Here is an 11,697-nt window from a genome sequence, read left to right on the forward strand (position 1 = left end):
ACACCCCATGAAAACTGCTATCCGCCGCATCGCGCTGCTCTCGTCCTGCCTGGTCCTGTCCAGCCAGTTGTTCGCCGAACCCAAGCGCCCCGAATGCATCGCCCCGGCCAAGCCCGGCGGCGGCTTCGACCTGACCTGCAAGCTGGCACAGAGCGGCCTGAAGGACGAAGGGCTGCTCAAGGCGCCGATGCGCGTCACCTACATGCCGGGCGGTGTCGGCGCGGTGGCCTACAACGCCGTGATTGCCCAGCGTGCCGATGACCCGTCGACTATTACCGCGTTCTCCAGCGGCTCCCTGCTGAACCTGGCTCAAGGCAAGTTCGGCCGTTACGACGAGACCAACGTGCGCTGGCTGGCCGGCATCGGCACTGACTATGGCGCCATTTCGGTACGCGCCGACGCGCCCTACAAGAACCTCGACGACCTGATCGCCGCGGTGAAGAAGGACCCCGGCAGCGTGGTCTTCGGCGCCGGCGCCACCATCGGTGGCCAGGACTGGATGCAGACCGCACTGATCGCCCGCGCCGCTGGCGTCGATCCGAAGAAACTGCGCTATGTCGCCTTCGAGGGCGGCGGCGAGACCCTGACCGCCATGCTCGGTGGCCACGTGCAGGTCACCAGCAGCGGCCTGGGTGAAGTCGCGCCACAGCTCGAAGCGGGCAAGATCCGCGTGCTCGCGGTGCTGTCCGACGATCGCCTGCCCGGCAAGCTGTCGAACCTGCCGACCGCCAAGGAGCAGGGCTACGACATCAGCTGGCCGGTGATCCGCGGCTTCTATATGGGCCCGGAAGTCAGCGACGAGGACTTCAACTGGTGGAAGAGCCAGTTCGACACCCTGCTCGCCGATGAGGATTTCGCCAAGCTGCGCGAGCAGCGTGACCTGTTCCCGCTATCGATGACTGGTGACGAGCTCACCGCCTTCGTCAACAAGCAGGTCGCCGACTACAAGGAACTCGCCGCCGAGTTCGGTCTGGTCAAGTAACACCCCACGGGCCTGGGGTTCCGGATGGAACCCCAGGCCCGCTCCCCTCTCGAGGTAACCACCATGTACGTTCGTGTTTTTGCGGCGGCCTGGCTTCTCGCCTGCGCCGGCCTTGCGCTGCTCGCCTGGGGCTTCGAGGCGCCGTTCGCCTACGACCCGGTCGGCCCGCGCGCCTATCCGCTCCTGCTGTTGTTCCTGATGGCCTGCGGCGCGCTCTGGCTGCTCTGCAAACCACACGGCGATCCTACGCCCCCGTTCGATTGGGCGAAGGCTCGACGAGCGACGCTTTGCGTACTGGTCCTGGTGGCCTACGCGCTGCTGTTCGAGCCGCTTGGCTTCGTCATTACCACGGCGCTGGCCGCCTTTGCCCTGGGCCTGCTGTTCAACGGTCGCCTGTGGCCCAGCCTGCTCAGTGGCGTGCTGATGGGCGTGCTGCTCTACGGCCTGTTCGACCTGTTGCTTGATGTGCCGCTGCCGCTCGGCGTGCTGCGCTTGCTGGAGAGCTGAAAATGGAAACCTTGAATTTCTTGATGCAGGGCTTCGATGTCGCCACGCGACCGATGAACCTGCTGGTGGCACTGTTCGGCGCCTTTGTCGGCACCATCGTTGGCCTGCTGCCAGGGCTGGGCCCGATCAACGGCGTGGCCCTGCTGCTGCCGCTGGCCTTCGCCCTGGGCCTGCCACCGGAAACCGCGCTGATCCTGCTGGCCGCCGTATACCTGGGCTGCGAGTATGGCGGGCGTATTTCGGCCATCCTGCTCAACGTTCCCGGCGACGCCGCGGCGGTGATGACCACCCTCGACGGTTATCCGCTGGCGCGCCAGGGTAAGGCTGGCATCGCCCTGTCGCTGTCGGCGGTCAGCTCCTTCATCGGTAGCATCATCGCCACCTGCGGCGTGGTGCTGTTCGCCCCGCTGCTGGCGAAATGGGCGGTGGCCTTCGGCCCGGCGGAATATTTCGTGCTGATGATCTTCGCCATCGCCTGCCTCGGCGGGATGGTCGGCGACAAGCCGGTGAAAACCCTGATGGCCGCGCTGATCGGCCTGGGCCTGGCGACCGTCGGCGTGGACGCAACCACCGGTGTCTACCGCTTCACCTTCGGCAGCGTCAGCCTGTCGGACGGCATCCAGTTCGTCATCGTGGTGATCGGCTTCTTCAGCGTCAGCGAAGTGCTGCTGATGCTGGAAAAGACCCACAGCGGGCAGAAAGCGGTCAAGGCCAGCGGGCGTCTGCTGTTCAACTTCAAAGAGTTCTGCATGACGTTCTGGACCATGGTGCGCAGCGCCCTGGCCGGCTTCGTCATCGGCACCTTGCCGGGTGCCGGCGCCACCATCGCCAGCGCCATGACCTACATGAGCGAAAAGCGCATGGCCGGCGACACGGGCAAGTTCGGCGAGGGCGACCTGCGCGGCCTGGCCGCACCGGAAGCGGCCAACAATGCCTCCGCCTGCGGTTCGCTGATCCCGATGCTGACCCTCGGCGTGCCGGGCTCGGGCACCACCGCGGTGATGATCGGCGCGCTGACGCTGTACAACATCACGCCCGGCCCGCTGTTGTTCGAACAGCAACCCGACGTGGTCTGGGGCCTGATCGCCTCGCTGTTCATCGGCAACGTGATTCTGCTGGTGATGAACATTCCGCTGGTCGGCCTGTTCTCCAAGATGCTCAGCGTGCCCAACTGGGTGCTGGTGCCGGCCATCACGGCGATCAGCCTGGTCGGCGTCTATTCGGTGCACAGCACCACGTTCGACCTGGTGCTGATGGTCGGTCTCGGCGTGTTCGGCTACCTGCTGCGCAAGTTGGAGTTTCCGCTGTCGTCGCTGATTCTCGGCTTCGTGCTCGGCGAGATGATGGAAGACAACCTGCGCCGCGCCCTGTCGATCTCGGCCGGTGACCTGGGCATCCTCTGGGGCAGCCCGATCACCCTGATCCTCTGGGCGCTGGCCGCTCTGATGCTGGCCATGCCGGGCCTGCGCTGGTGGCGCCAGCGCCGCCGTACCAAGCTGAACGAGGCGCACGTCTGAGATGCCGCGCTGGCTTCCGGGGTGGTGGGCGACGCCGCTGGTCGGCGCCCTCGGCGGCTGGCTGGCAAGTCTGGCGAACTGGCCGCTGCCCTGGATGGTCGGCTCGCTGCTGGCAGTTATCGCGGTGCGTTGCAGTGGCTGGCTGATCGCCGAAGTGCCTCGTGGCCGGCAGACCGGGCAATGGTTGATCGCCAGCGCCATCGGCCTGCATTTCACCAGCGACGTGATGCAGCAGGTGGTCGAGCATTTCGGCGTGATCCTTGCCGGCGCGCTGGGCACTCTGTTGCTGAGCCTGATCGGTATCTTCATCCTGCTGCGCAGCGGCACGGACCGCGCCACGGCATTCTTCTCCAGCATGCCGGGCGGCGCCAGCGAGATGGTCAACCTGGCGTCACGGCACGCCGCGCAACCGGCCATGGTCGCCGCGGCCCACAGCATGCGGCTGTTGCTGGTGGTGTTGATCATTCCCGCCGTGTTCACCTGGAGCCTGCCGCCGGTGGACGCCCCGCCGCCGGCACCGGTCAGTTGGCCCTGGCTGGCCGTTCTGCTACCGGCTGGCGGGCTGCTGGCGTTGCTGTGGAAGAAGCTCGATCAACCCAATCCCTGGATGCTCGGACCGCTGACGGTGTGTGCCGTCGCCAGCGCCGTCTTCGACCTGCATCTGGGTATGCCGCAAGGCGTCGGCCAGTTCGGTCAATGGCTGATCGGCTGCTCCCTGGGTTGTCACTTCGATCGACCGTTTTTCCGCACAGCCCCTCGCTTCATGCTGCGAATCCTGCTGTTCACGCTGCTGGCGATGCTCGCCGCGGCAGGCCTGGCCGAAGCGCTGGGTTGGGCCGCCACGCTGAACCAGACGTCGCTGATGCTGGGAATGATGCCGGGCGGCATCACCGAGCTGTGCCTGACCGCCGAGGCGCTGCAACTGTCCGTTGCGCTGGTCACGGCGCTGCAGGTGTTGCGGTTGTTTCTCGTCATGTTCCTGGCCGAGCCGATCTTCCGGCTTTGGCAACGGGCTACGCATTGACCCGCCGATTGGCGGGTTCTTTCTAAAGGTTCCCTAGAAGCAAAAAACGTTGCGCTGATCGCTTGGCGACCCCGATTCAACCGAAGAACCAGTAGCAGACCAGGATCGCCGCCACGATGCCGGCGAAATCCGCCGCCAGCGCACATCCCACCGCATGCCGCGCCCGCTGGATGCCGACGGCACCGAAATACACCGCGAGCACATAGAAGGTCGTCTCGGTGCTGCCCTGTACCGTCGCAGCCACCAGCGCCGGGAAGCTGTCGACGCCTTGGCTCTGCATGGTCTCGATCAGCAACGCCCGCGCGGCGCTGCCGGAGAAGGGTTTGACCAGCGCGGTCGGCAGCGCATCGACGAAGCGGGTGTCCCAACCCACCATTTCGACCAACCAGCGAATGCCGTCCAATCCGAAATCCAGCGCGCCGGATGCCCGCAACACCCCGATCGCGCAAAGCATGGCAATCAGATACGGCAGCAGGCTCTTGGCGACGTCGAAGCCATCCTGCGCACCTTCGACGAAGCTTTCGTAGACCGGCACCTTGCGCAGCGCACCCACTACGATGAAGGTGATGATCAGACCGAACAGGGTCAGGTTGCCCAGCAGCGACGACAAGGAAGCCAGCGCAGTGGCCGAGAGCCCGGCGAGCAGCGCCATGAAGCCGCCAAGCAACAGCGCGCCGGGTATGAAATAGGCCAGCACCACCGGATCCCAGATTCGCAGCCGTTGCACCAGCGCCACGGCCAGCAAGCCCGCCAGGGACGACGCGGTGGTGGCGAGCAGGATCGGCAGGAACACCAGCGTCGGATCCTCGGCGCCCTGCTGCACGCGGTACATGAAGATCGATACCGGCAGCAGCGTCAGCGACGAGGTATTGAGCACCAGAAACAGGATTTGCGCGTTGCTCGCCACGGTCTTGCTGGGATTAAGCTCCTGCAATGCACGCATGGCCCGCAAGCCAATGGGCGTGGCGGCGTTATCCAGTCCCAGGCCGTTGGCGGCGAAGTTCAGGGTGATCAGCCCCAGCGCCGGATGTCCGGACGGCACCTCGGGCATCAGGCGGCGAAACAGCGGGCCCAACAGACGCGCCAGCAGCTCGATCAGACCGGCTTTTTCGGCGATACGGAGAAAACCGAGCCAGAGCGTCAGGGTGCCGAACAGCACGATCATGATCTCCACGGCCAGCTTGGCCATGGCGAACAGACTTTCCACCAGCGCAGCGAACACCGTTGCATCGCCACCGAGCAGCCAGCGCCCCAGCGCGGCTACCGCGGCAACCAGAAAAAAGCCCAGCCAGAGGCCGTTGAGCATGTGGTTCTCCAACGTAATGACTGCGCGCGATGATAGCGGTGCAGCAGGAGAACGGCCATGCAACGGATCGATGCGTTTAGGCGCGCAAGACGCGCACGGCTGAGCGGCACGCGAATAGGCATTCGCACGCGCGAAATGATTTGGCTTTGATGCTTCAGGTCGACGTCCCCGGCCGGGGACGTCGCACACCAGAATCACAAGCCAAAGGTGGCAGCGCCACCTTTGGTTGCCTTCGCCGAACCTGGTCCTCGAAGGAGGTACTCCTTGTACCCCTAGGTCGCTCCATGAAACAGAGCGTCCCGACCCCTTGGTTCTCCCGCTGCGCGGGCTGATGGGCAGTCAACCAGTGCCTACCCAATTCTGCTGCAAGTCCACGCTGTTCTCTTGCGAAGACTCATGAAAAGCTGGCATCCCGCCCGTGTCGCCTCCGTAGGTTGCCGCCGCCCTCTCGGGCGGCGTTTATTGCATCAGACGCGCGGACCGCGGCCTCGCCCGAAAATCAGCGAAGCGACGAACAGCACCAGGAACACCACGAACAGGATCTTGGCGATGCCCGTCGCAGTACCCGCGATACCACCGAAGCCCAAGACCGCAGCGATGATGGCAATGATCAGGAACGTAATAGCCCAACTCAGCATGGTGTAACTCCTCTTCGGTTCAGGACATCTTCAGCGGGACCGATATCTGCAACAATCAGCTCGCGGCTCTACCACTAGAAAACCCAGCGTTGCTCCGACCGCACCTGCACGTAATCAATCGTCTTCGGCGCAGGGCCGGTCTGCACGATCCCTACTGGTTGAGCGTCATACATGTGGATTCGTTCCGCTGATTCATGCTGCGTCTGGCTGAGCGGTTGCGACATCGGCCGCTCCGCACCAACGATCAGAGTGACCACAGCGGCGGTAAGGAAACCTTTGCCTACCAGTGAGAAGCGTGCTTGACGATTCATCCTCAACTCCTTCTAAGCATGCGGTGCATGTCTGTTCTTGAGGGTTATGTTGCAGGCCTCATGCCAGCCTTAATTAAAAAATTTCCCTTTTATAAACAACGACTTACGGACGATAACTCTAGAGGTGCCAGTTTATATTGCACGATGCCTGCAAGTGGCACCGGGCGATTTGCACGACGACCTAATCCTCACGCTTGGCCGCGCCATGATTGAGCGCATGGATGCGCTCATGGCAGGCCCGTAGCTTGGGCAGTTCGATGGCGAGCAAGGCCCTGACGTCGGGCTCGGCGGTTTTCAGGGCGTCTTCGAACGCGGCGAGAATTCGCTCCTCCGTCTGGTCAAGCTGGTCGATGTAAACCGCATCGGCGTGACCTAGCCGTGCCTTGGCGTCGGCATACACTTCACGAAGCTTGCCCGCCGTGGTGCCGCCGCTGGCCGGTCGCTCCTGGTGGGCGGCGACCTTCACTGACAGGGCCTGGATGACGTGGGTCTTGGCTTGCGCCATATCCCGGAACAGGTGCTGCAATTCGACGTCCTGCACGACATCGAGCGCATGCTGGTAGAAGTGCTGACCGTCACGGGTGATTTCGATCAGCTCGTTGAGTTGGGTCATGTTCTGGCTCATGGGTCCTCCGGTACGGCTGCAATGCGCCCGGCTGATAGCCGGTCAAGCGCGTTCCAGAACATTGCCGCAAGCCACGTGCCAGCCTTCACGATTGTGAAGTCCCTTTATAATCAGCAACTTGAATACCCGCTTCGGCTAGCGGGAGATTGCAGGGTGCAGGAAATGGCCATCGCCACCGTGCAACTTGCAAGACTTTCCGTAGACTAAAGCAATCGCCAACTCGACTCGGCATTCCGGGCTACCGTTCGGCTCACGCACGGAACTCGCCAACACAGCCTTTACCTATGGAGCTTTCATGGACCAAACGACCGACGCTGGTGGCCGCGTTCTCCTGGTGGATGACGAGGCCGCGATACTGCGTACTTTTCGTTACTGCCTCGAGGATCGCGGCTATACGGTGGTAACGGCTGCCAGCGCCTCCCAGGCTGAGGCGATACTGCAACGCCAGGTTTTCGACCTCTGCTTTCTCGACCTGCGTCTGGGCGAGGACAACGGTCTAGATGTGCTGCAGCAGATGCGCGTGCTGGCGCCCTGGATGCGGGTGGTGATCGTGACCGCGCATTCGGCGGTCGACACTGCCGTGGACGCCATGCAGGCAGGCGCAGCGGATTATCTGGTCAAGCCGTGCAGCCCGGAACAGCTACGGTTGTCGGCAGCCAAGCAACTGGAAGTCCGGCAGATGGCGGCGCGCCTGGAAGCCCTGGAAGGCGAGGTGCAGAAGCGCAGCGACGCGCTTGGCTCCTATAGCCCGGCGATGATGAGCGTGCTGGAGACCGCCCGGCAGGTGGCCGACACCGACGCCAACATCCTGATCCTCGGCGAATCAGGTACCGGCAAGGGAGAGCTGGCGCGCGCCATCCACAACTGGAGTCGGCGGGCAAAGAAGGCGTTCATCACCATCAATTGCCCGTCCCTGTCGGCGGATCTGATGGAAAGCGAGCTCTTCGGACACAACCGCGGTGCCTTTACCGGCGCCACGGAAAGCACCCTGGGGCGCGTCAACCAGGCCGACGGCGGAACCCTCTTCCTCGACGAGATCGGCGACTTTCCCCTGGCGTTGCAGCCGAAACTGCTGCGATTCATCCAGGACAAGGAATACGAGCGCGTCGGTGATCCCGTTACGCGACGGGCCGACGTGCGCATCCTCGCGGCCACCAACCTGAACCTCGAGGAAATGGTCCGTGAAGGGCGTTTTCGCGAAGACCTGCTGTATCGCCTGAACGTCATCACGCTGAACCTGCCACCCATGCGCGAGCGACCCGAAGACGTCGTGGCCCTCGCCGAGCGCTTCCTGGCCTTCTTCGTCAAAAGCTACGGCCGGCCGGCGCGGGGCTTCAGCGATGCTGCCATCGCAGCGTTGAGGTCCTATCGCTGGCCCGGCAACGTGCGCGAACTGCGCAACGTGGTCGAGCGCGCCAGCATCATCTGCCCCCAGCCCATGATCGAAGTCAGCCATCTCGGCCTGGCCGATCAGAACATCAACAACGCACCGCGTATCGGCGAGGCGCTCAGCCTGGAAGAGCTGGAGAAAGCGCATATCTCGGGCGTCCTGAGTACCAGCGACACCCTTGAACAGGCCGCACGAATTCTGGGCATCGACGCCTCGACGCTGTACCGAAAGCGCAAGCAATACGGCCTATGAAACTTCAGATGAAGCTGAGAACCCGTCTTTTTCTGGGATTCTCGGCGCTGATGACGGTAGCGCTGCTGGGATTGCTGCTGGCGCTGGTCAGCGTCGTGCAGATGGCCAAGAGCCAGGAAAAGCTCATCCGCGAAAACTTCGGCATCATAGAGATCAACCAGCAACTGCGTCAGTCGTTGAGCAACCATCTGCTGCTGCTGGTGCGCGGACAACGCGACGATGATGCACTGACCGAAGCCCGTACCTCGTTTCAGGCGGCGCTTGCCCAAGGCCTGTCGCAGGCGGCGCGACCCGATGATCGCCACGCCTATCAAGCCATCGGCGAGGCCTATGCTCGCTTTACCGATGAGCTGGACGCACCGTCCGCGCCGCAGGCATCGCTACTCGAAGACAATGCGCTCAGCCAGGCCTTCAACCATGTGCGCGAACTGATGGTCGACATGCAGCAAAGCGCCTATGATCAGATCCGCGATACCGAGATACGCAGCCGGGAGCGGGCGCAGCTGCTCGCCGGCCTGCTCGGCCTGACCGGCATGGCGGTGCTGCTGATCGGCTTCGTCACCGCGCACAGCTTCGCCCGTCGCTTTGGCGATCCCATCGAGCAGCTGTCCAGCGTGGCCGACCAGATCGGGCGCGGCGATTTCAACATCAGCTTGCCCGCCTCCCCGATCGCCGAACTGTCGTCCCTGATCCGCCGCTTCGGCCTGATGGCGCAAGCTCTGCACGACTTCAAGCAGACCAATGTCGAGGCGCTGGTCAACGGCCAGCAGCGCTTGCAGGCACTGCTGGACAGCATCGACGACGGCTTGCTGATCATCGACCGCCAGGGCCGCCTGGAGCATGCGAACCCGGTCGCGCAACGTCAGCTGGCGTGGGAAAGCGAGCACCTGGGCTCGACCCTCGGGCAGGCGCTCGGCTATCCGGAACTGGACGAAGCCGCCCGGCAGGTTCTGGATGACAAGCCGCTGTCCGGGCCACCGGAGGATCTGGTGATCGAGGCCGACGGCGAGCGCCGGCTGCTGTCGTGGCGCATGAGCCCGGTCAATCACCACGACGGGCGGATCAGCGGCGCGGTCATGGTGCTCCACGACGTCACCGACCAGCGAACCTTCGAGCGCGTGCGCAACGAGTTCGTCTTGCGTGCCTCGCATGAACTGCGCACGCCGGTAACCGGCATGCAGATGGCGTTCAGCCTGCTACGCGAACGGACTCACTACCCGGAAAGCAGCCGTGAAGCCGACCTGTTCAGCACGGTATACGAGGAGATGCAGCGCCTGGTCACGCTGATCAATGACCTGCTGAACTTCTCGCGCTACCAGAGTGGCCAGCAGAAGCTCGAACGGGTTCCCTGCGAACCGGCAGAGCTCCTGGAGCAAGCGCGGCAGCGCTTCCAGCCCACCGCGGCGCAGAACGACATCGACATCAAGCTGGAATTGCAGACACCCCTGCCCAGTCTGCTGCTCGACCGGCAGCAGATGGAGCGGATGCTCGACAACCTGCTCAGCAATGCGCTGCGCCATACGCCGGATGGCGGCGAGATCCGCCTGCTGGCGAGGCATCACGGCGAACGGGTGATCCTCAGCGTCGAAGACAATGGCGAAGGCATTCCCTACAGCCAGCAGGCGCGCATTTTCGAGCCCTTCGTACAGATCGGCCGCCGGCGAGGCGGTGCCGGACTGGGCCTGGCCTTATGCAAAGAGATTGCGCAGCTGCATGGTGGTCGCATCGGCGTGCATTCGCGAATCGGTCACGGCACCATCTTCTATATCGCCCTGCCGATCTGAACCTGCGGGGCTGGAAGAATAACAAGGAGCCCCGATGCCCAGTCGCAACCCCAGCGCCGAACAACTGAAACGCTTCGCCCAGCGGATGCCAGCCGGCGAACCGATCCTCATGCTCAACCTGCTGCGCTTCAACCAGCAAGCGGCTTATCCGGCAGACAGCGACCAAGCCTCATGCAGCGGCCAGGAGGCCTACGCACGCTATAGCCGCACGGCCATACGCAAGGTGCGGGCGGCGGGAGGCGATGTTCAGGTGGCGGCCTCCGCTCAGATGGCATTGATCGGGCCGGAGGAGGAACACTGGGACGAAATGCTGCTGGTGCGCTATCCCTCGCCGGAGGCCTTCCTGGCGATGCTGGCGGACGAGGAATACCGGGCGGCAACCCTCCATCGCACCGCTGCGCTGGCCGACTCGCGGCTGATCGCCTGTTCTCCCCGCGCCTGAGGATGCGTCAGGGCTGCACCGCGAGCGCTGCGAGAATCGCCGCGGTTTCAGCGTCCGGCTCGCCGTCGAAGCGCGTCGGACGGTATTTCATCTGAAACGCCGCGATCACGTTGCGGGTTTCCAGGTCCAGATGGCCGTGGCCAGGCACCTTGTACCCCTGCTTGGCGAGCTGCGCCTGAAACCAGGCGACGTCTGGAAGGTTCGTCGCGAACAGGCTTCGCTGATGCGCAACGGTGGCGGCGTCCGGCCAACGGATCAGGCCGGCATCCGCCAGCCGTTTCCAGGGGAACAGCGGACCGGGATCGACCTTGCGCTGCGGCGCGATATCGCTATGTCCAACGATGGCGCCGGGCTTCAATCCATGCCGCTGCATGATGTCTTTCAGCAGCACGATCAGGGCATCGATCTGCTCGTCTGAATAGGGGTACCAGAGCCGCCCGCGCTCACTCTCGACATAGCCGCGATTGACCAGCTCGATACCGATGGAGCTCGAATTGAGCCAGGTCCGCCCGTCCCATTCGCTTTCACCGGCATGCCAGGCACGTCGGTTCTCGTCCACCAGTCGGTAGATGGTCGCCGGCGCCTCGCCAATCAGGTAATGGCTGCTGACATCGTGACCCTTGAGGATGTCCAGCGAGCGCTGCAAGTCGCTGGAGGTGTAGTGAATGACGATGTACTGCGCCCGGCTGTCCTGGCCCAGTGAGGTATAACGGGTATCGATACGCGGACCACTGGCACAGCCGGCCAGGACGATCATCGCGATCAGGATCAAAGCTCTCATTTGGCACCTCTGTGTCGACAGCGAAATGACGCAGACTGCGGCCTGCTCTCGTGCGGCGCACGCTTGCACAGGCCCGCAGATGGCGCTGGACGGAATGGCTGGAAAGTATAGCGAGACGGTGCGGACGGTCCCAGACCG

12 protein-coding genes are annotated in these 11,697 nt (G+C 63.7%); 7 read left to right on the forward strand and 5 right to left on the reverse strand.

Features of this window, described 5'->3' with window-relative positions; translation table 11 throughout:
* The first annotated feature begins 7 nt into the window (after window positions 1-7).
* From KCX70_RS20820 to KCX70_RS20835, 4 genes are all read left to right on the forward strand, one after another.
* The gene (locus KCX70_RS20820; RefSeq protein WP_212618686.1) at window positions 8-982 is read left to right on the forward strand and encodes a Bug family tripartite tricarboxylate transporter substrate binding protein; all 975 of its coding nucleotides are present in this window, start codon (window positions 8-10) and stop codon (window positions 980-982) included.
* Window positions 983-1,045: 63 nt separating this feature from the next.
* A complete protein-coding gene (locus KCX70_RS20825; protein ID WP_021206121.1) occupies window positions 1,046-1,489 on the forward strand; it encodes a tripartite tricarboxylate transporter TctB family protein in 444 nt (147 codons plus the stop codon).
* A gap of 2 nt (window positions 1,490-1,491) precedes the next feature.
* Window positions 1,492-3,006, forward strand: a complete 1,515-nt coding sequence (locus KCX70_RS20830) for a tripartite tricarboxylate transporter permease (RefSeq protein WP_102852531.1) — start codon at window positions 1,492-1,494, stop codon at window positions 3,004-3,006.
* 1 nt (window position 3,007) lies between these two features.
* The gene (locus KCX70_RS20835) at window positions 3,008-4,030 is read left to right on the forward strand and encodes an AbrB family transcriptional regulator (RefSeq protein WP_212618687.1); all 1,023 of its coding nucleotides are present in this window, start codon (window positions 3,008-3,010) and stop codon (window positions 4,028-4,030) included.
* Between the two features lie 76 nt (window positions 4,031-4,106).
* On the opposite strand, the gene KCX70_RS20840 is transcribed toward KCX70_RS20835, so the two are convergent.
* The 4 genes from KCX70_RS20840 to KCX70_RS20855 all read right to left on the reverse strand — a co-directional run bounded on the left by KCX70_RS20840 (window position 4,107) and on the right by KCX70_RS20855 (window position 6,910).
* Window positions 4,107-5,336 carry a nucleoside recognition domain-containing protein gene (locus KCX70_RS20840; RefSeq protein WP_102852533.1) on the reverse strand — a complete coding sequence of 410 codons (1,230 nt, stop codon included), beginning with the start codon at window positions 5,334-5,336 and terminating at the stop codon, window positions 4,107-4,109.
* Window positions 5,337-5,803: 467 nt separating this feature from the next.
* Window positions 5,804-5,974, reverse strand: a complete 171-nt coding sequence (locus KCX70_RS20845; RefSeq protein ID WP_003282841.1) for a DUF1328 domain-containing protein — start codon at window positions 5,972-5,974, stop codon at window positions 5,804-5,806.
* A 74-nt stretch (window positions 5,975-6,048) separates the two neighbouring features.
* Window positions 6,049-6,285, reverse strand: coding sequence for a hypothetical protein (locus tag KCX70_RS20850; RefSeq protein ID WP_021206125.1), 237 nt, complete (start codon window positions 6,283-6,285; stop codon window positions 6,049-6,051).
* A gap of 181 nt (window positions 6,286-6,466) precedes the next feature.
* Window positions 6,467-6,910, reverse strand: a complete 444-nt coding sequence (locus KCX70_RS20855; protein WP_102852534.1) for a ferritin-like domain-containing protein — start codon at window positions 6,908-6,910, stop codon at window positions 6,467-6,469.
* A 295-nt stretch (window positions 6,911-7,205) separates the two neighbouring features.
* Between KCX70_RS20855 and algB the strand changes: the two genes are divergently transcribed.
* From algB to KCX70_RS20870, 3 genes are read left to right on the forward strand one after another with little or no spacing between them, the layout of a single operon-like run.
* Window positions 7,206-8,552: a sigma-54-dependent response regulator transcription factor AlgB gene (gene algB, locus KCX70_RS20860; RefSeq protein WP_212618688.1), complete on the forward strand. Its 1,347-nt coding sequence runs from the start codon at window positions 7,206-7,208 to the stop codon at window positions 8,550-8,552.
* A complete protein-coding gene (locus tag KCX70_RS20865; protein WP_102852535.1) occupies window positions 8,549-10,336 on the forward strand; it encodes a KinB sensor domain-containing domain in 1,788 nt (595 codons plus the stop codon). The genes algB and KCX70_RS20865 overlap by 4 nt, the downstream gene beginning before the upstream one ends.
* Before the next feature lie 34 nt (window positions 10,337-10,370).
* Window positions 10,371-10,778: a DUF1330 domain-containing protein gene (locus KCX70_RS20870; protein WP_212618689.1), complete on the forward strand. Its 408-nt coding sequence runs from the start codon at window positions 10,371-10,373 to the stop codon at window positions 10,776-10,778.
* A gap of 7 nt (window positions 10,779-10,785) precedes the next feature.
* Here KCX70_RS20870 and KCX70_RS20875 read toward each other — a convergent pair whose 3' ends face one another.
* Window positions 10,786-11,559, reverse strand: a complete 774-nt coding sequence (locus tag KCX70_RS20875; protein WP_102852537.1) for an N-acetylmuramoyl-L-alanine amidase — start codon at window positions 11,557-11,559, stop codon at window positions 10,786-10,788.
* Between the last annotated feature and the right edge of the window lie 138 nt (window positions 11,560-11,697).

Origin of the sequence: Stutzerimonas stutzeri (genome assembly GCF_018138085.1) — a bacterium.
GTDB classification, from domain to species: Bacteria; Pseudomonadota; Gammaproteobacteria; order Pseudomonadales; family Pseudomonadaceae; genus Stutzerimonas; species Stutzerimonas stutzeri_AI.